This window comes from Micromonospora globosa (genome assembly GCF_000717585.1).
GTDB classification, from domain to species: Bacteria; Actinomycetota; Actinomycetes; order Mycobacteriales; family Micromonosporaceae; genus Micromonospora; species Micromonospora aurantiaca.
The window spans coordinates 17,149-37,855 of record NZ_JNZR01000040.1 but is presented as its reverse complement, the minus strand read 5'-3'; the positions used below and the strand labels follow the sequence as shown (position 1 = coordinate 37,855).

Here is a 20,707-nt window from a genome sequence, read left to right as displayed (position 1 = left end):
GCCGGGTCAGAGCGCCAGCTTCATGCCCTCGTGGCTGGCCACGAAGCCCAGGTCGCGGTAGAACCGGTGCGCGTCGGCGCGCTGCTTGTCGGTGGTGAGCTGCACCAGCGCGCAGCCGTGCTCCCGGGCCCTGTCGATCGCCCAGCGCATCATCGTCCGGCCCAGACCGCGGCCGCGCCGGTCGGAGCGGACCCGCACCGACTCGATCAGGCAGCGTTCGGCGCCGTGCCGGCCCAGCCCCGGGATGTACGTGAGCTGGAAGCAGCCCACCAGTTCCCCGCCGTCGTCAGCGACGATCAGATGGTTGCGCGGGTCGGCGTCGAGGTCGGCGAAGGCACGCTCGTACGCCCCGTCCACCTCGGGCAGGTCGCGGGTGCGGCCCAGCACGTCGTCGGCGAGCAGCGCGAGCACGGCGGGCAGGTCGGCGCGGACCGCCTCCCGGAAGATCACCTCGGTCACCGGGCCAGCCTGGCACAGCGCCGCGCGCCGGTGTGGCCCGGGCGGCGTCAGCCGTCGTCCAGCCAGCTCCGCAGCGCCCACCACCAGTGCACGGTCTCCGGCACCGTGCACCGGGCGCCCTCCTCGACCGGCGGCCCGCCGGTCAGCTCCCGCAGCCGCCGCAGCCGGTAGCGCACCGTGTTCGGGTGGACGTGCAGCTCGGCGGCCGTCTGGTCCAGGCGCTGGCCGTGGTGCAGCCAGGCGAGCGCGGTGCCCGCCAGCTCCCGGTGGAACTCGTCGGCCGGGTCGAGCGCGCCGAGCAGCGTGCCCCGCAGCAGTTCGGCCAGCAACGGCTGGGCGGCGAGCGCGGTCTCCCCGGCCAGGTCGGTGACCTGACGCAGCCCGCGCAGCCGCCGATTGGCGGCCGTGGCCAGCGCCGCCAGGCAGAGCGCGTACATGTCCGGGGCCCGTGCCAGCGGCTGCGCCGGCGCCACCAGCGTCAGCATGTCGGCCGGCGCGGCGTCGGGCGGTCGCGGCAGCAGCCCGGCCAGCCGGTCCCCGACCGTGCCGAGCAGGCCGCCCCGCGCGGTGAGCTGCCGGTGCAGCGCGTACGCCCGGACCGGGTCGGGCGGCGCGGCGACCAGGCAGTGGTAGCGCCCGTCCGGCCGCAGCCCGAACCGGGTCAGCTCGGCCGGTTGCAGGCCCGCCGGACCGTCGCGCAGCAGCCGCCGCAGCAGGTGAGCCCGGGCAGCCGCGCCGGTACGTGCCAGTTCCCGTTCGGCGCCGCGGTGCCCGTCAACCACCGCCCGCTCCACCGCCGCGGCGTACCGGCCGATGGTGAGCAGCCCTTCCAGCAGCACCTCGTCCGGGATGCCGGCGGCCCGCCCGTGCCGGACCACCAGCTCCACCGCCCGGTCCCGCCCGGCCTGCACCCCGCGCAGCAGACCGGCCACCGAGACGCCCTGCGCCGCCCGGTCCGCGCCCAGCCGCCGGGCCTCGGCGAAGTCGCGTCCGGCCGGGTCCTCGCGGCGTTCCAGCGCACCCAGGCCACTGGTCAGCAGCAGCACGACCTGGCGGCGTACCTCGTCGGCCGGAAGCCGGGCCACCTCGGGGGAGTCCGCGCGGGCCGCCCGCGCCACCTCGTCGACAGCGGCCGGATCGGCGGACAGGTCGCGCAGCAGCGCGCCGAACGTCGGGGCCTGTCCGATCCGGGTCATCGGCGTCCGCCGCCCTCCGGTTGTCGACGCGGCACAACCGGGCCGCGCGGGCGTTGGCGTCAGGTCCCTAGCCCGGGCGGGCGGCCGGTTGCTCTCCTGGTTGTTACCGCAAGGTAACACCGCTCGCGCCACTGAGAAACGTCGATGTCGTACCGGCTGCCAGGAGGCGTCCATGACACCCGTGCCACAGCACCCGTCCCGTACCCGCCGCCGCCGCGCCGGCCTGGCCGTGCTGGCCGCGCTCGCCCTGGTCGCGCCGGCGCCGCTGGTGACCGCGCCCGCGCCGGCCGCCGCCGCGGCGGCGCTCCAGGAGGTGATGTTCGTCGGCAACAACTGGGACGGCACCGCCGACGTGATCCGGTCCCGCGGCGACTACGCCAGGCTCGGCCGGATCAACGTGATCCCGGACCGCGCCGCGCGGCTGCGCGAGATCTACCTCAACCCGATCAAGCTGGCGTTCTTCCTCGGCATCCGGCAGGGCCCGGGGGAGGGCCACGACCAGCTCATCGACGACATGTACACCACGCCGGACGGCACCGCGCTCGTGGTGTCCCGGCCCAGCTTCGCCGACGTCGTCTCGATCGACCTGGCCACCGGCGCGCTGCGCTGGCGGTTCCCGGTCTCCGGCTACCGCGCCGACCACATGGCCGTCTCGCCCGACGGCACCCGCGTCGCGGTCTCCGCCTCCACCTCCAACACCGTGCACGTGCTGGACATCCGCACCGGCGCGCAACTCGGCTCGTTCGGCGCCGGCGACAAGCCGCACGAGAACATCTACACCGACGGCGGCACCCGGCTGTGGAACATGTCCATCGGCGAGGTCAACACCGACCTGGACGCGCCGTGGCTCGACTGGACCAAGGGCGACCGCCGGATCACAGTCGCCGACACCAGCACGTACCAGGTGGTCAAGGTGATCGACATGCGGGACCGGCTGGACGCCGCCGGCCGCCGGGACCTCTCCGACGCGGTCCGCCCCGCCGTCTTCACCCCGGACGGCAGCCGGCTCTACTTCCAGGTGTCCTTCTTCAACGGCGTCGTCGAGTACGACGTGGCCACCGACCGGGTCACCCGCGTCGCCACGTTGCCGAAGAACCCGGCCACCAGCGAGGACCGCACCACCTGGGTCAACGACTCCCGGCACCACGGCCTGTCGATGAGCCCCGACGGCACCCGGATCTGCGTCGCCGGCACCATGGACGACTACGCCACGGTGCTGGACCGGGCCACGCTGCGCGAGGGACCGCTGGTGCCCGCGAGCAAGCCGTACTGGGCCACCGTCAGCGGGGACGGCCGGGACTGCGTGATCTCCGAATCCGGCGCGGACCAGGTCACCGCGATCAACTTCGCCACCGGGCAGAAGGTCGCGAGCGTCCCGGTCGGCGACCACCCCCAGCGCGTCCGTATCGGACACATCCCGGAGGGCTGGACGCCCCCGGCCGCCGGCTGACCGCCGGCCCGGCCGGCGTCCGCACCCCGACCGCCGGTCACGCCGTCACCGGGCGGGGCAGCGCAGCCCCTCCCGGGGGACGGTGAGTGAGATCAGGTACGCGTCGACCGCAGACGTCACGCACGAGGTCTGCGGGTAGGCGGTGTGCCCCTCGCCCTCCCAGGTCAGCACCCGTCCCACGCCGAGCATCGACGCGAGCGCGGGCGTCTGCTCGTACGGCGTGGCCGGGTCACCGGTGGTGCCGACCACCAGGATCGGCGGGGCGCCGTTCGCCCGGCCGGTCGGATACGGATCCCGCTCGCCCGGCCACTCCACGCAGCCCAGCATCCCCACCGCCAGGGCGGGACCGAACAGCGGATACTTCTGCCGCCACTGCGACTGGAGCGAGCGGACCTGCTCGCGCGACGGCTTCTCGGTCTCGTCGGCGCAGTTGACAGCCAGGTTGGCGTCGAACAGGTTCGAGTAGTGCCCGTCGGGCTCGCGGCCCGCGTACGCGTCGGCCAGCTTGAACACGCCGTCCGGGTCGCCGCCCTGGAGGTCGTCGATCGCCCGGGCCAGCTCCTGCCAGCCCTGCTCGGTGTAGAGCGACGAGATCACCGCGTAGAAGACCCAGCCGGCGGTGGCCTTGCGGCCGTCCTGCGCGCGTACCGGAGAGGTCTTCGCCTTGGCGATCGCGTCGGTGACCGCACCGCGGGCGTCCGGGGCGATCGGGCAGCGGCCCGCGTTCGCCGCGCACCACCTGGTGAAGTTGTCGAACGCCCGCTCGAAGCCCTTCGCCTGGCTCTCCGACCCGGCGATCAGCTTCTGCTGCGGGTCGACCGCGCCGTCGAGCACCAGGGCGCGCACGCGCTGCGGGTAGAGCTGCGCGTAGGTGGCGCCGAGCAGCGTGCCGTAGGAGTAGCCGAGGTAGGTGAGCTTGTCGTCGCCGACCGCCGCGCGGACCGCGTCCATGTCCCGCGCGGCCTGCTCGGTGCCGTAGAGCGGGAGCTGGTCGCCGTACTTCGCGCCGCAGCGCTCGCCGACCCGCCGGTTGAGGCCCACGAAGCCGTCGAACGACGACTGGCTCTCCGGGTCGGGGTCGTAGCCGAAGCTGGCGTCCAGGTCGGCGTCGGAGATGCACTTGACCGGGCTGGACCGGGCCACCCCGCGCGGGTCGAAGCCGACGATGTCGAACCGGTCGGTGATCGCCGTCGGCAGGCCGCCGAACGCCGGGCCGAATGACAGGTAGACGGCGGTGTCGACGCCGGACGCGCCGGGACCGCCCGGGTTGATGACAAGCGAGCCGATCCGGTCGCGCTGCTTGGTCGAGCGGGCCCGGATCAGCGCGATCTCGAACGTCTCACCGGCGCCCGGCCCGGCGGTCGCGCCGGTGGTGGCCCCGGTGCCCCAGTTGCGCGGCACGGCGATCCGGGCGCAGTCGTAGCGCATGTCCGCCGCGCCCCGGCCGACCAGCTCGTCGGGCACCTCCGGGCAGGCCCGCCACTCCGGCGCCGTGCCCGGCGGGGCGGCCTCGCCCTCGCTCTCGGCGCGCGGGGCGAACGCCGGCAGCGTGCAGCCGGCGGTGAGCACCACCGCCGCGACGAACGCGGCCAGGACGGGCCGGAACCGGCGGGTCCGTTCGGGGAAGCGGGTCACGTGGGCGCCCTCCATGATCGTGTCGACCGTCAGGCTACGCCCGGCCGCGGGTGTCACCGACCGTCGCTGCCGGATCGCCGCGCAGCACCTCGTCGACGTCGTAACGGATCGGGCGGTCGAGCTGGCCGTAGTCGCAGGAGCGGGGATCACGGTCGGGTCGCCAGCGCAGGAACCGGGCGGTGTGCCGTAGCCGGTCGCCCTCCATCGCGTCGTACGCCACCTCGACCACCAGTGCCGGACGCAGCGGCTCCCACTCCAGGTTCTTGCCGCCGGTCCACCGGCTCACCCCGCCCGGGATGCGCTGGCCCCGCTCGTGGTCGCCGTGCACCCACGGGTGCTCACCGCCGACGTCGCGGTAGGGCTCCAGCTCGTCGAGCAGCTCCTTGCGGCGGGCCATGGTGAACGAGGAGCTGACGCCGATGTGGTGCAGCACGCCGCCGTCGTCGTAGAGGCCGAGCAGCAGCGAGCCGACCACCGGACCGGACTTGTGCCAACGGAAACCGGCCACCACCGCGTCCATCGTGCGGGCGTGCTTGACCTTGAACATGAGCCGCTTGCCCGGCTCGTACGGCAGGTCGGCCGGCTTGACGATCAGCCCGTCCAGCCCGGCGCCCTCGAACACGTCGAACCAGCGGCGGGCCGTCTCCGGGTCGGTGGTCACCTGCGTCACGTGCACCGGCGGGCGTACCCCGGACAGCGCCTGCTCCAGCCGCTCCCGCCGCCGGGGATAGGGCTGGTCGATGAGCAGCTCGTCGTCGATCGCCAGCAGGTCGAACGCGACGAAGTCGGCCGGGGTGGTCTCGGCCAGCAGCTTCACCCGGGAGGCGGCCGGATGGATCCGCTGGGCCAGCAGCTCGAAGTCGAGCCGAGGCTGCCCACCCGGGCCGTCCCGGCGGATCACGATCAGCTCGCCGTCGACCGCGCACCGGGCCGGGAGCTGCCGGCGGGCCTGCTCGACCACCTCGGGGAAGTAGCGCGTCATCGACTTGCCGCCCCGGCTGGCCAGCTCGACCTCGTCGCCGTCGCGGAACACGATGCAGCGGAAGCCGTCCCACTTCGGCTCGTAGGTCAGACCGGCATCGGTGGGCAGCTCGGCGACGCTCTTGGCGAGCATCGGCTCGACCGGAGGGTTGATCGGCAGGTCCACGGCGACCAGTCAACCAGACCCCACCGACAGTGGTGAGGCAGATCACCGCCGGTGGCCGGGTGGCGTGTCCCGTCCCGGCCGCGTTCGTCACCGCCGCCCGAATGGTGGAACCGCAGGTCAGAGCTACCGTCGCGGCGTGCCGGAGTGGAGTTGCGAATGCTGCGGGCGCTGGCGGGTCAGCGTCGAGCTGGTCCGCGGCCGCTACCGCTACCGGCTGTCGCACCGCTACCCGCCGGAGCACGGCGGCGGCGCGAACGTCCTCGGCGAGGTCGGCTCGGTCGCCGAGCTGGAACACCTGCTGAAGCGGTACGCCCCGGTCTCCCTGGCCGATCTCCACGAGGCCGCCTGACCCCGGCCGGGGCGAACCGCCTGTCGGCCGGCACCGAGCGGCGGAACGCCGGGTGACCCCTGGGGCCGGGCATCTCCGGCCCGGGCGAACCGCCGATCTTGGAGTTGTGGCACCTCATAGACTTCGCCGAACGGACATCCTGGGCGCCACAACTCCAAGATCGACGAGAGCGGGCGAGCGAGGGGGGCCGGCGGGCGGGGCGGCGCGCGAGCGGAGGGCGGGCATAGGCTGAGTGGACCGTCCACGGGGGAGGGAAGAAGCCCATGCGGTTCGCCGAGTCCGTCGACATCGCCGCCGACGTCGACCGGGTCTGGGAGGTGCAGAGCGACGTCGAGCGCTGGCCCGAGTGGACGCCGTCGGTCACCGCCGCCCGCCGGCTGGAGCCCGGTCCGCTGCTCCTCGGCTCGACGGCCCGGCTGGAGCAGCCCCGGCTGCGCCCGGCCGTGTGGCGGGTCGTGGAGATCTGTCCGCCGTACTCGTTCGCCTGGGAGTCGGCGAGCCCCGGCGTGCGCACCCGGGGTGAGCACCGGCTGATCCCGCTGGAGGACGGGCGGACCCGGGCCGAGCTGATCCTGGTGCAGACCGGTCCGCTGGCCTGGCTGGTCGGGTTGCTCGGCGGCTCCACCATGCGCCGCTACCTGCGGCAGGAGGCGGACGGGCTCAGGCGCCGTTGTGCGCGGAACTGACCGAGGCGGACGGCCTCGGGCGCCGGCGAGGCCCGCTGACCGGGGCCGGAGCGCCCGCTCAGGCGCCGTCCGGAGGTTCAGGGACCGTCTTCTCCAGTACGGCCAGGCGGTTGCCGTTCTCGTCCGGCCGGTGCGCCACCACCCGGTAGCCGCGGCCCGCGTACAGGGACAGGTTCGCCGCGCTGTCCGCGCCGGTGAACAGCGCGAACCGGGTCACCCGGCCGGCGCAGGCGTGCTCGACGGCGTCCAGCAACCGTCCGCCGACGCCCCGGCCCTGCTGGTCGGGGGCGACCGAGAGACGGCCCACGTGGGCGGTGTCGCCGTCGAGGCGGGCGCGGACCGAGCCGACCAGGCGGGTGCCGCGCCGGGCGGCGAGCACCACGTCCGGCCCGGTCAGCGCCGCCCGTACCTCGTCCAGCGTCTCGGTCAGCGGGGGCAGGAACACGTCGCGGTAGCGCTGCGCCTCCACCAGGTACGCGGCACGCTGCACGGTGAGGATCTCCCCGGCGTCGGCGGGGCCGGCGGGGGCGATGGTCACGTCGGTCACCGGCTCAGCTCACCACAGCGCTCCCGGGCGGCCGTACGCTGGCTGGGGTGTTCCCATGAGCGTGGAGGTGACCGGCGTGCCGGAGCTGACGTACCCGGAGGTGGGTGCGACCCGCGACGGTGCCCTGCCGGCCGGTTACCACCACCTGCGCCACCGGGTCCGGCTGCCGGACGGCGGTTTCCCGCTGGCGGCGGACGCGGTGCTGGGCTGGCGGCTGCACCGCGCCGCAGGCGTGGTGATGCGCACGGACGCGCCGCGCGCGGCACCCGGGGTACGGGTCACGCCGGGGCTGGGCGTCGGCCCGGTGCGGCTGTGGGGCCCGACCGAGGTGGTCTGGACGGTGGCGGAACCGGACCGGGCCGGGTTCGGCTACGGCACGCTGCCCGGGCATCCGGAGGTCGGTGAGGAGGCGTTCCTGGTGACCCGGGGCGCCGACGGCGTCTGGTTCGAGGTGACCGCGTTCAGCCGCCCGGCGCACTGGTACGTGCGGGCCGGCGGGCCGGTCGTGCCGGGTTTCCAGCGGGCGTACGCCTGGTGGCTGGGGCGGACGCTGCGGCGGCTGTGCCGGCGGCGCTGACCGGTCAGTAGCGGGCGAAGGAGCGGATCGGGGCGCGCGGGCCGTACTTCGGGGCCTGGACGCCTGCCGCCTCCAGCAGCACGCACACCCGGCCGCGGTGCCCCCGGAACGGCTCCAGCAGCGCCAGCATCCGGGCGTCGTCGCCGCGCGCCTCACCGGCCAGCGCCCACGCCACGGTGTTCGGCACGTGGTAGTCGCCGACGCTCACCGCGTCCGCGTCGCCGTACGCGATCCGCACCACCTCGGCGGCGGTCCACGGCCCGATGCCGGGGATGGCGGTGAGCCGCCGGGTGGCCTCCGCCGAGTCGGCGCAGCGTTCCAGCCGGTCCGCGACGGCCGCCGCGCGGCGCAGCGTGTCGGCGCGCCGCTGCTCGACCCCGAACGGGTGGAACACCCAGTACGGCGTGGCCGCCACCGCGGCGGGCTCCGGCGGCAGCAGCAGTGGTTGCAGCGGGCCGGGCGCCGGTTCCCGGAAGTGCCGCACTGTGGCGGCGTACGCCCGGTACGCCTCCTTGCCGGTGACCTTCTGCTCGAAGACCGCCCGCAGCAGCCGGGGGAAGATCTGGCCGGTGGCGGGCATCCGCAGCCCGTGGTGCGTGTGGGCCAGGCGGGCCACCAGCGGGTGCGTACCGGCGAGCGCGGCGAACCCGGTCAGGTCGTCGCAGAGCCCGGCGATCCGGTCGGCCCGGTCGACCACCCAGGCCGCGCCGGGGCCGTACCCCTCGGCCAGCAGGTCGCCGGCGGACGGGCGCAGCGCCAGCGTGGCCGGGCCGTCCGGGGTGCGGGTGGCCCACCAGAACGTGCCGGCGGCGATCCGCGCACACGGGTCGTACGGGCTGAACGTGAGCGCCCGCACCGAGGCGGCCAGGCGGTAGCCGGCCGGCGGGCGCAGCGTACGGCGGGCGGCGGGCGAGGTCACCAGGCCACTCTGCCACGCGACCGGGCCGTGACGCCGGGCACGCCTGGCCGGGAGGCGGGCCGATGCCGGTGCGGCCCGCCTCCCGGGGTTCGCGACGGTGACCGGCCGCGCCCTCCCCGGCGGCGACCGGTCACCGTGTCCTGCGGTGTCAGTACGAGTAGTCCGAGCCGCCGCCGGAGCTGTCCGAGCTGCCCGCCGCGGGCGGCGCGACCGCCTTGGGCGTGCCGGTCGGCAGGCAGGTCAGGTTCTTCTTGCCGTTCGGGTCGACCACGAACCAGGTGCCGCCGACGCCCTGGCCCTTCCACTGGCCGGGCTTCTTGTCGCCGATGTAGCGGTAGACCGGCCAGCCGCCGATGGTGAGCTGCCGGGTGCCGTCCTGACGGGTGATGGTGCCGACCTTGTCGTCGGAGACGCCGCGCAGCTGCGGGTTGCCGTCGGTGAGCGACGGCGGCCACACCTCGGCGCACTTGTCCACGCAGTTGGACTGCGGCGGGTCGTCGGAGTCCTTGTCGAACCGGTACAGCACCCAGCCGTCCTGGTCGGTGACGACGCGGCCCATCCGGGGCAGCTTCTTGCCGACCAGCTCGTCGGTGATCTTCACGTTGGCCGGGGGCGCCTTGTCCGCGACCGGCTCCTCCTCGGGAGCCGCCGACGCCTCCGGTTCGGCCGCCGCGGTGGGTTCGGCCGCGGCGACGGCGACCGGCTCGGCCGCGCCCGAGTTCGCCCCGTTGTAGCCCGCTGGGGCGCAGGCCGTAAGTGCGACCATCGCGCTCGCGACGATGACGGTCGTCCGCTTGTGGTGTGCCACGTGCCCTCCTCGTTCTTGGCAGTTCGCCGAGTAGTACGGGCACAGCGCTGTCAAGGTTGAACCCGCAAGGGTGGCACATTTCACAGTGGACCGATTGAACCGATGGAAGCCGGCATGCGTGCGTCAGCACGAGGGGGTCCGCCGGCCCGGGCACGACGCGACGGCGCCGGGTGGCTCAGCCACCCGGCGCCGTCGGCACACCAGATCAGATGTCGTCCACCGTCACCAGCGGACTCGCCACGCCGTTCGCGTCGACCGACTGCACCTGGAGCTTGTCGATGTCGCGCACCGGGGCCGAGGTGGACGCGCTCAGCTCCAGCGGAAGCTGGTTCTGGTTCGTCCCGTAGCCGCCGACCGGCACCGACCAGGTGGAGATCACCTCGCTCGTGGCGTTCTTGCGGACCACCACCAGCCGGCACGTGCGCGGCCCCGGCAGACGGCTGAGCTGCACCGCGATCTGCGTGCCGTACTCCTTGCGGGCCAGCCACATCGTGGTCTGCACGCCGGTCCCCGGGTCGGTCGCGTTGTGCTGGTCGCCCTCGATGTCCTCTTTCCCGCCGACGCCCGGGTCGTTCGGGTTGCCCGGCTCGCCGCTCGGCGCCACGCTCGGCGCGGCCTGCGTCGGCCCGGCCTGCGGCGGCGCCGGATCGTCGCCGAGCATCCCGGCCGCCGCCGCGCTCGCGCCGCCGAACACCACCACGGCCGCCGCCGTCGCCAGCAACTGCCGCACCCGGGTACGACGGCGGTCCCGCCGTACCGCCATCAGTGTCCGGTCCAGCAGCGCCGGATCGGTGTGCGTCTGCTCCAGCGCGGCCATCGCCTCACCGTCGATGCCGGAGAGCAGTCCCACCACCGGGACCATCGTCTCCAGTTCCGCCGCGCAGGCCCAGCAGGTGGCCAGGTGCTCCTCGAACCGCTCCGCGTCCTGCGCGTCCAGTACGCCGAGCGCGTACGCGGCGACGTCCATGTGATCGGCCCGGCTCATTCGGTCACCCCCCTCTCCTGCAGAGCCGTGCGCAACGCGCGCAGCGCGTAGTAGACCCGTGACTTGGCGGTACCGAGCGGGAGCCCCAGCTCCTCGGCCGCCTCCGGCACGGTGCGCCCCCGGAAGTAGGTCGCCACCAGGATCTCCCGGTGCGACTGGCTCAGCGTACGCAGCGCGTCCGCTACGGTCATCGTGCGCAGCACCCGGTCGGTGCTGTCCGACTCGGCGAACATGGTCAGATCCCGGTCGTAAGTCTCGGGTGGGCGGGCCTGCTCACTGCGGTGCTCGTCGATGGCGATCCGCCGGGCCACGGTGACGAGCCAGGGGCGCAGCGAGCCCTGGCCCTGCACGCCGAGCCGGTGCGCGTTGCGCCAGGCCCGCAGCAGCGTCTCCTGCACGATGTCCTCGGCGCGCTGCCGGTCCCCACCGGTCAGCCGCATCACGAACATCAGCAGCGGGCCGGCGTGCTCGGCGTACAGCAGGCGGATCAACTGGTCGGAGTGGCTGGCCTCGGCGGAGGTCGCCTGGTGGCGTCCGGGAGCGGGTCGCGGCGGCACCGGGTCATTCTGGCGATCGGTGGACCGGGCGTCGACCCCCCGGCCCGAACGCGAGGCGCGCGAGTGTGGTTGTGCCCGGGCGAACATCCACTCGGGCCGCGCCACCTCGCCGTGCCAGCCGGCCGCCACCGCATGCATGCAGACCTCCGCTGTCCAATGACATCAGCCGGCCCCCCACGGGCATGGCCGCCCGGGGATACGCAGCGATCAGCCGATCGGATCAACGTTTGACCGAAAAAATTCCCGGCGGTGGGGGAGTGGAGTCGACGGCGTCCGCGTCGTGGACCACCGCCGCGCCGCCGGTGAACCGGTCCAGCTCGGCACCGGCCAGCACCCGGCCGGGGAACCAGTCACCCGCCGCCCGCCGGGTCAGCTCCGGAACCGGCGGCTCCACCCGGGACGCCACCAGCACCAGGTTGCCGTAGCGCCGGCCGCGCAGCACCGCCGCGTCGCCGACCAGGCAGGCCCGGGGCAGCACGGTACGCACCGTCGCGACCTGGGCGCGGGCGTGCCGCAGCGGCGGGCCGTCGGCCACGTTCGCCAGGTAGCTGCCGCCGGGCGCGAGCACCCGGGCCACCTCGGCGGCGTACTCCACCGAGGTCAGATGCGCGGGGGTACGGGCGCCGGCGAACACGTCGGCCACGATCACGTCGTACGCACCGTCCCGGCTCGACGTCAGCGTCGCCCGCGCGTCGGCCACCCGGACCTTCAGGCGCGGATCCGACGGCCAGGGCAGCTCGCGGCGGACCAGCTCCACCAGCGCGCCGTCCACCTCGGACACCCGCTGCGTCGAACCGGGCCGGGTGGCCTGCACGTAGCGGGGCAGGGTCAGCGCGCCGCCACCCAGGTGCAGCACCCGCAGCGGCGTCCCGGCCGGTGCCACCAGGTCCAGCGCGGCGGCCAGCCGCCGGACGTACTCGAACTCCAGGTGCGACGGGTCGTCGAGGTCCACATGCGACTGCGGCGCGCCGTCCAGCAGCAGCGTCCAGGTGCCCGGACGGTCGGCGTCCGGCACCAGCTCGGCCCGGCCGGTGTCGACGTCGGCCGTCACCCGGTCGGAGTCGCGTCGCCGGCCCATCAGCGCCGCATCCCGCGCGCCGCGGCGGTGAGCACCCGGTGCAGCAGCCGCGCGTCACCGAGCATGCCCCGCAGCCGGCGTTCCAGCCCGGCGATCGGCACCAGGTTCTGCGGGGCGCGCGGATCCTTGTACGGGGTCGAGGCGAACCGGGGCAGCGTCACCAGCGACAGGTCGGCAAGCGCGATCGCCTCCGGCACGGTCAGGTCGGCCGAGCACTCCACCCGCACGATGCCCGCCCAGGGCGCGCCCGCGCGCACCGGCAGCCGCAGATACCACGACCAGCCGCCCCACGCCGTGCCCAGCCGGAACACCGGGCAGCGCTCGCCCGGCGCCAGCCCGGTCACCACAGCGGTGAGCCGGGCGTCCAGGTACTGGCTGTGCTGCGTCTTGATGTACCCGAGCGTGCGCGGCAGGTTCCGCCGGCTACGCAGCGGGCCGTCCACCACCAGCAGGTCGCCGTCGGTGCGTACCGCGTCGGAGACGGCCACCTCCAGCGCGGTCAGCGGCGCCTGCACCGCCGCGGGCAGCTTGCTCAGCTCACCGGTGCCGCTGACCCGGTGCACCGGGTAGCGGACCGTCCCGGCGACCACGTCCTGCGCCGACGGGCTCGCCGTGAACAGGCCACGGCCCACCCGGGAACCGGCCATCTCGGCGGCGCCCCGGTCGAGGTCGCAGCGGACCACACCGGCCGCGTACGAGGCGGCGATGCCGGGGAACGAACCGCCGTCCTCCTCGGCCGTCCAGACGCTGGCGTCGATCCGGCGTACCCCGTCGACGAGCAGCACCACGTCCGGCGCCCGCACGCCCGCGCGCGGGCCGATCGCCCGCCAGTCGGTGGCCGGCAGCTCGACGTCGGCGTCGACCTGCGCGCTGCTCGGCGCGGCCGGCCCGGAGCCGCCCGCCGCCTCGAACGACGCGCCGTACGCCGGATCCCACGCGTCGACGAAGAACGCCGGCGACGGCCCGGTCACGCGGCGCTCCGCCGGCCCGTGCCGGTCACAGGCCGGTCCGTTCCACCCGGGCCGTCCGCGCGTCCTTACGGACCTCGAACCGGACCGGGATGCGCTCGGCCAGCGCCGGCACGTGGGTGACCACGCCGACCATCCGGTCGCCCCGGGCGGCCAGGTTCTCCAGCGTCGCCGCGACCGTGTCGAGCGTCGCCGCGTCGAGCGTGCCGAAACCCTCGTCCAGGACGATCGACTCCAGGCTCGCGGCGGTGGTGGACATGCCGGCGAGCTGCTCGGACAGCGCCAGCGCCAACGCCAGCGACGCCTGGAACGTCTCCCCGCCGGACAGCGTGCGCACCCCGCGCCGCAGCCCCGCGTCGTGGTGGTCGACCACGAAGAACTCACCCTTGTCGTGGACCAGGTCGTACTGCCCGCCGGACAGCTCCCGCAGGATCCCCGACGCGCCGTCGACCAGCAGGTCCAGCGCCTCGGTGAGCAGCCAGCGCTCGAAGTTGTTGGCCCGCAGGTGCGAGGCGAGCGCCCGCGCCACCCGGGCCTCGTGCTCGTGCCCGGCCCGCTGTTCCCGCAGCCCGGCGGCCTGCTCGCGGCGCTCGTCGAGCCGGCGTAACTCCGCCTCGGCCCGCTCCACCGCCACCGCCACGTCCCGCGGCGCGTCCCGCGGCGCGTCCAGCCCGGCCGCGGTGAACAACGCGGCGATCCCGTCGGCGACCTCGGCCGCCGCCCGCTGCGCCGCCTCCACCGAGTCGGCCAGCCCGTCCCGTTCCGCGCGTCGCGCCTGCGCCTGCTCGCCCGCCCAGCCGGCCAGCGCCGCCCACGCCGCCGCCACGTCGTCCCGGTCGGCGGCCGGCGGCCCGAACCGGGCCAGCCCGTCGCGTACCGCGTCGAAGTCACGCCAGGCCCGGCGCAGCCGCTCCTGCGCGGCGTCGAGTGCGCCCCGTGCCCGCCGGGCCGCCTCCCGGCCGGCCCGCACCGCGCCGGCCGCCTCCTCCAGCGCGGTCCGCAGCCGTGCGTGCTCGGCCAGCGACTCGCGCAGCCGCTCCGGCGCGGGCGCGTCCGCGAGCTGCTCGTCCAGCTCGGCCAGGCGCGCGCCGAGCTGGTCGTGCTGGGTCCGGGCGCGCAGCAGCACCCGGTCCAGGTCGCGGGCCGCGGTGTCGCGTTCCTGCACCACCCGCTTGGCCGCCTCGCTCGCCGCGCGCGCGGCCTTGCCCGCCTCGATCGCCCGGCTCACCGCCGAACCCTTCGGCACCGCCGGCACCGTGGCGACGGTCTGCTCGCACACCGGGCACGGCGCGCCGCCGACCAGGTGCGCCCGCAGCGCCACCGCCTGGTCGGCGGCCTTCGCGTCCTCGTGCGCGCGGAACGCAGACTCCAGCTCCGTCTCGGCCCGCTGCGCGTCCGCCCGCGCCGCCGCCAGCGCCTCCACCGCCGCCTCGTGCTCGGTCCGCGCCGCGTCCACCGCCGCGCGGACCGTCGCCGCCTCCGCGGTCAGCCGGTCCCGGTCCGCGTACGCCTTCAGGTGCAGCCGCAGCGCGCTCTCGTCACCGGCGGCGGCCAGCTCCCCGCGCAGCTTCTCCTCGCGCTCCTCGGCCAGCCCGACCGCGGCCGCCGCCTCGTCGGCCGCGACCCGGGCCTGCGCCACCGCCCGCGCCAGCTCGGCCGTGCCGTCCGGCGGCCGCACCCCGGCCAGCACACCCAGCTCGGCGTCGAGGGCGGCAAGCGCCGCGGCCCGCCCACCCGCCGTCGCCCGCGCCCGCTCCCATTCGGGTACGGCGGCAGCGACCGCTGCGGCCAGTTCCCGCATCGCGTCCACCCGCTCCCGGGCGGCGGTCAGACTCTCGTCGTCGACGTCGGCGAGCCCGCCGAGCATCTTGTCGACGGTCTCCAGCTTCGCCTCGGCCTGCCCGGCCCGCTCGACCGCCTTCTTCTGCACCGACTCGTAGACGCCCAGCCCGAGCAGGTTCACCAGGATCTGCTGACGGGTGGCCGGCTTGGCGTGCAGGAAGTCGGCGAACTGTCCCTGCGGCAGCACCACGCACGAGGTGAACTGCTCGTACGGCAGCCCCACCGCGTCCAGCACCGCCTGCTCCATCTCGGCCGGGGTGCCCGCCACCACCTCGCCCAGATCGTCCGGGCTGAGCCCGGTGTCGAGCTTGGTGACGTCGAACCCCGGCGGCATGAGCTGCAGACCGGCGTTCGCCGTCTTCACAGTGCCCCGCCCGTCGCGGCGCACCACCCGGGTCGCCACGTAGCGGTCCCCGGCGGACTCGAAGACCAGCCGGACCCGCGCCTCGGTCGCCGACGGCGCCAGCGCGTTCGCCAGCCCCCGGGCGCCGCCCCAGCGCGGCACCGTGCCGTAGAGCGCGAAACAGATCGCGTCGAGCACCGTCGACTTGCCCGAACCGGTCGGCCCGACCAGCGCGAAGAAGTCCGCGTCGGTGAAGTCGACAGTCGTCTCGTCGCGGAACACCGTGAACCCGGCCATGTCCAGCCGCATCGGCCGCATCAGTGCTCCACCTCCTCGAGCAGCTCGTCGAAGAGTTCCCGGACACCCTCGTCGGCGTGCCCGCGGCTGTCCAGGTAGTCGCCGAACAACTCGCCCGGCGACCGGCCGGCCCGCTGAGCCGTCCGTGTCCCGCTGCCCGGAGCGGGCACCAGCTCCGGATCGATCCGGATCTCCAGCGCCCGGGGCAGCAGCTCCTGCACCTCCTCGCGCAGCCCGGCCCGGGGCTGCTCCCGGACGTAGACGCGCAGCCAGCCCTCCGGCGCCTCGATCTCGGCGAGCTGCGCGAGCGTGCCGCGTACCGTGCGCAGCGGCACCGCGCCCGGCACCGGCACCTCGCGGATACGGGCGGCGGTGGTGGCTGTCACCTCCACGATCGTCACCGAGCCGACGTTCTCCTGCTCGCCGAAGTCGACGGCGAGCGGGCTGCCGCTGTAGCGGATCGGGCACGGGCCGATGACCCGCTGCGAGCGGTGCAGGTGACCCAGCGCCACGTAGTGCGCGTTGCCGGGGAAGACTGTCGCCGGAACCGCGTATCCGAGCACCGTGTGCGCGTCCCGCTCACCGCCGCCGGTGCTCGCCCCGACCACAGTCAGGTGCGCCGTGACCAGGTGCACGCGGTCCGGCTCGGTGAACCCCTCGGCGAGCCGGTCCAGCACCCGCCCCAGGTGGTCGGCGTACGTCTGGTTGGCCTCGGCTGGGGTGAGCGTGTACATCTCCACCGCGCGCACCGCGTACCGCTGGGACAGGAACGGCAGCGCGGCGAGCCGCCAGCGCTCCCCGCCGGCGGTGACCCCGTCGACGACGTGCTCGTCCGGGTTCTCCCGGACGCTGCCGCGCAGCGTGATCCCGGCGGCCTCGGCCCACGGGCGCAGCGCGTCCAGCGCCGCGCCGTTGTCGTGGTTGCCGCCGATCGCCACCACGTCGGCCCCGGTACGCCGCAGCGCGGTCAGCGCCCGGGTGACCAGCCGGGTCGCCTCCGGGGTCGGCGCGGCGGTGTCGTACAGGTCACCGGCGACGATCACCAGGTCGGGCCGCTCACGCTGGGCGATGTCGATGACCTGGGCGAGGACCTGCTTGTGCTCCTCGGCCCGGGACTGCCCCTTGAGGACCTTGCCGACGTGCCAGTCCGAGGTGTGCAGGATCTTCATCTGGGTGCCGCCTAGAACGGGATGTCGTCGTCGGAGGAGCCGGAGCCGACCACCGCGAACGGATCGGCGGCCTGCGTGATCGACCGTAGCGTCTCCGAGGGCGCGCGGCCCGCCTCCGAGACCCGGGTGGCCCACGCCGGGAACGGGAACTCCAGGCAGAGCGGCACCGGGATGTCCGGCTGGTTGACGAACATCGTGCCCGGCTTGGCCAGCAGCGCCCGCTGCCGCTGGGCGGGCGGCAGGAAGCCGTACTCCGGGCGGGACGCCTCGGCCGGGTCGAGCCGGCCCACCACCCGGATCGCCGAGTTGGTGACGATCCGCCGTTCCACCTCGCTGGCGGTCTGCTGCGCGCCGACCAGGATCACGCCCAGTGAGCGGCCCCGCTCGGCGATGTCGAGCAGCACCTCCTTGATCGGCGACGAGCCCTCCCGCGGCGCGTACTTGTTCAGCTCGTCGAGGACGACGAACAGCAGCGGCTTGGCGGTGCCGGCCTTCTCCTTGCGCTCGAACTCGCTCTTGAGCGTCACGCCGACCACGAACCGCTGCGCGCGATCAGGCAGGTTGTGCAGGTCGACCACTGTGACCTGGGCGCTCTCCGCCGTGTTGATCGAGTGCGGGCGACGGGTCGCCAGGTCGCCCCGGATCAGCCGGCCCAGGTCCTTCTTGCTGCCGATGAGCCGCCGGGCGAACGCGTTGACGGTGCCCAGCCCGACCGCGCTGCCCGCCCACTCGCCGCGCGTCTCGTCGTCGTTGAGCTGCTCGACCACGTGGTCGACCAGATCGGCGTACGAGCCGAGCCGCACCCCGTCGATGCTCACCCCGCCGTCGGCCGGCTGGGCGTAGCGGGCCAGGTGCGCGGCGACCGAGTGGACCACCATCGTGTACTGCTGGCGCTCGTCGTCCGCGTCGGCGAACACGTACGGCAGGAGCCGGTCGGCGCAGAACTCGGTCAGCGTCCAGTAGAAGCTGTCCACCCCGGTGAGCCGGCTGCTCACATCCGGCGTGCCGGAGGAGTCGCCGACCCGCGGCGGGGCGTACACCCGCACGTCCGGGAACGCCCCGGCGTCCAGGCCCAGCTTCGCGTACGCCGCCCGGGTCGGGTCGTCGAGCCGGCTGTTCGGGTGGTCGAGGAAGAGCAGGTCCTCGCCCTTCACGTTGAAGATCAGCGCCTTCGCGTTCACGGCGTCGCCGCCCAGCACGCCGGAGCGGAACACCGAGTAGAGCAGGAACGTGGCGAAGCTGGTCTTGGTGGCGACACCGGAGATGCCGGAGATCGACACGTGCGCGCCCCGGGTGCCGTCGAGGAAGTCGGCGTTGAGGTAGACCGGCACGCCGTCGCGGCCCATCCCCATCGGGATCCGCCGCTCCATCCGGTCGAAGTGCAGCGCCCGCGCCCGCGCGTCACCCTCGGCCCGGTGCACCACCGCGCCCGGCGTGGGCGGCACGTAGAACTCCGGGTCGACCCGCGTGGTGGTCACCTCGGCCGCCTCCTGCACCTGCGCCGGCAGCGTGCCGTCGGCGATGGCGAAGACGTCGGAGTCGAACTGCGCCCCCTCGTGCCGGGCGCGCACCTGGGTCACCACCCCGGCGATCGTCACCGGCTCACGGTCGGGCAGGTCGCGACGGGTCACCACCACGTCGTCGAGTTGCAGGTAGCTGCCCGGCGCGACGGCGGTCCAGAAGGTGAGCGGGGTGGCGTCGGCGGTGCCGAGCACCCGGCCGACACCCTCGCCGGGCCCGTCGAGCTGATCGTCGGTCATCGGCGGTCTCCGGTCGGCTGGTCGTACCGTTGGCGGTGCACGTCGTGCATCCTGCCCGAGGGATGCGACAGGTTGCCACGCGACGCGGCGGACGCCACGTCACCCGTGCGCCGAACGGTAGCCACCCGAATCCGCCCGATCACGATGCGTGCCTTTCCTCCACGTTCGCCCCTCCGCCGCCCGCAGCCTGCCGCCCCGCCCCGCCCGCAGCGCGCCGCGCCCCTCCGCCACCCGCCGCCTGCGGGCCGTCTGCGGGCCGTCTGCCGCGCCGACGCCGCAGGCTCCCGGGCGGCCCGCCCGATGACCGTCAGCGGTGCCGTCGGCTGGCCGAGATGCGGCCCGGCGCGGCGCGGCCCGGCCCGGCCCGGCCCGGCCCGGCGCGGTGCGGTGCTGTCCGGCCCGGCCCGGCCGCTCGGTGGAACACCACGGGTGCCTCCGCAGGCCGATGACACCCATGGCGTTCCACCCGTCGCCTGCCCACCCCGAACTCGCCGTTTCCGGTTTGCGCGTCCCGAGCCGCGGGAGTCGTGTCCCGCGTGTCAGGACGACGCGGAGATCTTGGTACGAAAGGGCCCCTCTAGGGGCCGTTTGATACCAAGATCTCGCGTGCCGCGTGCCGCGTGCCGCGTGCCGCGTGCCGCGTGCCGCGTGCCGCGTGCCGCGTGCCGCGTGCCGCGTCAGGCGGCGAGGGCGGCGCCAGCGCGTGGTGCGCGTCGGGGGTTGTGGGGCGTGCCGCGTTCCGCGAGCGGGTCAGGCGGCGGGGGCGGAACCGGCGGGCGGGGTCTCGGCGGGGTCGCGGGCGTAGCGCAGCATCAGCACGCCGTCGGCGGCGGCCAGCACGTGCCGCAGCGGCAGGTGACGCGGGACGCTGGCGTCCCCGGCGGTGATCCGGCCCGGCCCGGCGCCGGCGAGCAGCGGCGCCACGGTCAGGCACAGTTCGTCGACCAGGTCGGCGGCAGTGAGCGCGCCGAACAGGTGCGGGCCGCCCTCGCAGAGCAGTTGGCCGAGCCCGCGCCGACGCAACTCGGCCAGTCCGGCGACGAGATCGACCTGCCCGGCGCCGCTAATCCGCCCGGCGCCTCCGGTCCGCCCGGCACCACCGGTCCGCCCGGAGCCGTCGGTCGGGCCGCTGCCGTCGGACTGACCGGTGCCACCGGTCCGCCCGGAGCCGTCGGTCGGGCCGCTGCCGTCGGACTGACCGGCGCCGCCGATCCGCCCGGTCCCGTCGGTCGGGCCGCTGCCGTCGACCCGTCCGGCACCGTCGTCGGGCTGACCGGCGCCACCAGGCTGCCCGGTGCCGTCGGCCTGCTCAGCGTCGTCGGCCGTGTCGGTGCCGCAGCGGATCACGTCGGCGACGTCGGCCAGCCCGGGCGGCGGTACGGCGTCGGCGTGGGTGAGCACGATCGGCCGGACCGGGGCGTCTGCGAACGCGGCCTGCGCCGGGTCGAGGTCGAGCGAACCGGAGACGACCACCAGCGTGGGGTACTCGGCCAGCCCCTGCTCGCGGCGCCAGGCCCGGCGTTCCGGGCTCAGCCGGACCGCCCGGTAGCCCTCGTGCCGCAGTGTGCCGGCGGCCACCACGAGACCGTCGCAGAGCATCCGCAGCAGGCCGAAGACCCGCTTGTCCGGCTCGCCGGAGAGCCCGGCCGAGTATCCGTCCAGAGTGACCGCGCCGTCGGCGCTGGCGACGAAGTTGACCCGCAGGTGCGGGCCGGCCGTCCGGCCGTAGAGCGCGGTGAGCTGCGGATCGGTGAGCGCACCGGTGACGGGTGCGGGCCAGATCCGTTCGATCGGGGTTCCGACGGTCATTCGCCGGCCGGACCGGTGACCGGAGGGGTGGGTTCGGGGGTACGGTGCTGGCAGTCGCACCACTTCCGGCCAGGACAGTCGTCGTGCCGCCGTTCCCGGCAGGCTCGGCAGATCATGCAGGCAGCC

18 protein-coding genes and 2 pseudogenes are annotated in these 20,707 nt (G+C 75.0%); 4 read left to right on the top strand and 16 right to left on the bottom strand.

Annotated elements, in window-relative coordinates:
- Positions 1-6: 6 nt before the first annotated feature.
- Positions 7-459 carry a GNAT family N-acetyltransferase gene (locus tag IF06_RS0128605; protein ID WP_030274704.1) on the bottom strand — a complete coding sequence of 151 codons (453 nt, stop codon included), beginning with the start codon at positions 457-459 and terminating at the stop codon, positions 7-9.
- Positions 460-506: 47 nt separating this feature from the next.
- Positions 507-1,655 (bottom strand): helix-turn-helix domain-containing protein, encoded by a 1,149-nt coding sequence (locus IF06_RS0128600; RefSeq protein ID WP_030274702.1) that lies wholly within the window; start codon positions 1,653-1,655, stop codon positions 507-509.
- A 172-nt stretch (positions 1,656-1,827) separates the two neighbouring features.
- Between IF06_RS0128600 and IF06_RS0128595 the strand changes: the two genes are divergently transcribed.
- On the top strand, positions 1,828-3,105 hold the full coding sequence (locus tag IF06_RS0128595; protein ID WP_013284837.1) for a YncE family protein: 1,278 nt from the start codon (positions 1,828-1,830) through the stop codon (positions 3,103-3,105).
- A gap of 45 nt (positions 3,106-3,150) precedes the next feature.
- Here the strand turns inward: IF06_RS0128595 and IF06_RS0128590 are convergent, their stop codons facing one another.
- Positions 3,151-4,755: an alpha/beta hydrolase gene (locus IF06_RS0128590; protein WP_030274700.1), complete on the bottom strand. Its 1,605-nt coding sequence runs from the start codon at positions 4,753-4,755 to the stop codon at positions 3,151-3,153.
- A gap of 19 nt (positions 4,756-4,774) precedes the next feature.
- On the bottom strand, positions 4,775-5,887 hold the full coding sequence (locus IF06_RS0128585) for an ATP-dependent DNA ligase (RefSeq protein ID WP_030274698.1): 1,113 nt from the start codon (positions 5,885-5,887) through the stop codon (positions 4,775-4,777).
- A 136-nt stretch (positions 5,888-6,023) separates the two neighbouring features.
- Between IF06_RS0128585 and IF06_RS0128580 the strand changes: the two genes are divergently transcribed.
- Positions 6,024-6,236, top strand: a complete 213-nt coding sequence (locus IF06_RS0128580) for a hypothetical protein (protein WP_013284840.1) — start codon at positions 6,024-6,026, stop codon at positions 6,234-6,236.
- A gap of 263 nt (positions 6,237-6,499) precedes the next feature.
- Entirely contained in the window at positions 6,500-6,922 is a 423-nt protein-coding gene (locus IF06_RS0128575) for an SRPBCC family protein (RefSeq protein WP_013474539.1), read from the top strand.
- A gap of 58 nt (positions 6,923-6,980) precedes the next feature.
- Here IF06_RS0128575 and IF06_RS0128570 read toward each other — a convergent pair whose 3' ends face one another.
- The gene (locus IF06_RS0128570; protein WP_013284842.1) at positions 6,981-7,469 is read right to left on the bottom strand and encodes a GNAT family N-acetyltransferase; all 489 of its coding nucleotides are present in this window, start codon (positions 7,467-7,469) and stop codon (positions 6,981-6,983) included.
- 55 nt (positions 7,470-7,524) lie between these two features.
- Here IF06_RS0128570 and IF06_RS0128565 point away from each other — a divergent pair, with 55 nt between their 5' ends.
- Complete coding sequence (locus IF06_RS0128565; protein ID WP_030274696.1) at positions 7,525-8,046, top strand: DUF1990 family protein; 522 nt, start codon at positions 7,525-7,527, stop codon at positions 8,044-8,046.
- Positions 8,047-8,050: 4 nt separating this feature from the next.
- Here IF06_RS0128565 and IF06_RS0128560 read toward each other — a convergent pair whose 3' ends face one another.
- From IF06_RS0128560 to IF06_RS34475, 11 genes and pseudogenes are all read right to left on the bottom strand, one after another.
- Positions 8,051-8,965, bottom strand: a complete 915-nt coding sequence (locus tag IF06_RS0128560) for a DNA-3-methyladenine glycosylase (protein WP_030274695.1) — start codon at positions 8,963-8,965, stop codon at positions 8,051-8,053.
- Between the two features lie 148 nt (positions 8,966-9,113).
- Positions 9,114-9,773 (bottom strand): hypothetical protein, encoded by a 660-nt coding sequence (locus IF06_RS0128555; RefSeq protein ID WP_013474542.1) that lies wholly within the window; start codon positions 9,771-9,773, stop codon positions 9,114-9,116.
- A gap of 205 nt (positions 9,774-9,978) precedes the next feature.
- Positions 9,979-10,758, bottom strand: coding sequence for an anti-sigma factor family protein (locus tag IF06_RS0128550; protein ID WP_013474543.1), 780 nt, complete (start codon positions 10,756-10,758; stop codon positions 9,979-9,981).
- Complete coding sequence (locus IF06_RS0128545; protein WP_013284847.1) at positions 10,755-11,453, bottom strand: sigma-70 family RNA polymerase sigma factor; 699 nt, start codon at positions 11,451-11,453, stop codon at positions 10,755-10,757. Before IF06_RS0128545 ends, IF06_RS0128550 begins: the two co-directional genes overlap by 4 nt.
- An 82-nt stretch (positions 11,454-11,535) precedes the next feature.
- Positions 11,536-12,393 carry a spermidine synthase gene (locus tag IF06_RS0128540; protein WP_030274693.1) on the bottom strand — a complete coding sequence of 286 codons (858 nt, stop codon included), beginning with the start codon at positions 12,391-12,393 and terminating at the stop codon, positions 11,536-11,538.
- Positions 12,393-13,364, bottom strand: coding sequence for a hypothetical protein (locus IF06_RS0128535; protein WP_030274691.1), 972 nt, complete (start codon positions 13,362-13,364; stop codon positions 12,393-12,395). Before IF06_RS0128535 ends, IF06_RS0128540 begins: the two co-directional genes overlap by 1 nt.
- 25 nt (positions 13,365-13,389) lie before the next feature.
- Positions 13,390-15,864: an AAA family ATPase gene (locus IF06_RS0128530; RefSeq protein ID WP_030274689.1), complete on the bottom strand. Its 2,475-nt coding sequence runs from the start codon at positions 15,862-15,864 to the stop codon at positions 13,390-13,392.
- The gene (locus tag IF06_RS0128525) at positions 15,864-17,012 is read right to left on the bottom strand and encodes an exonuclease SbcCD subunit D (protein ID WP_030274687.1); all 1,149 of its coding nucleotides are present in this window, start codon (positions 17,010-17,012) and stop codon (positions 15,864-15,866) included. The genes IF06_RS0128530 and IF06_RS0128525 overlap by 1 nt, the downstream gene beginning before the upstream one ends.
- 11 nt (positions 17,013-17,023) lie before the next feature.
- On the bottom strand, positions 17,024-18,772 hold the full coding sequence (locus IF06_RS0128520; RefSeq protein ID WP_013284852.1) for an ATP-binding protein: 1,749 nt from the start codon (positions 18,770-18,772) through the stop codon (positions 17,024-17,026).
- A gap of 750 nt (positions 18,773-19,522) precedes the next feature.
- A pseudogene (locus tag IF06_RS34480) lies at positions 19,523-19,825 on the bottom strand (dihydrofolate reductase family protein); the annotation flags it as partial.
- A 264-nt stretch (positions 19,826-20,089) separates the two neighbouring features.
- Positions 20,090-20,581 (bottom strand): annotated as a pseudogene (locus IF06_RS34475) (dihydrofolate reductase family protein); the annotation flags it as partial.
- Between the last annotated feature and the right edge of the window lie 126 nt (positions 20,582-20,707).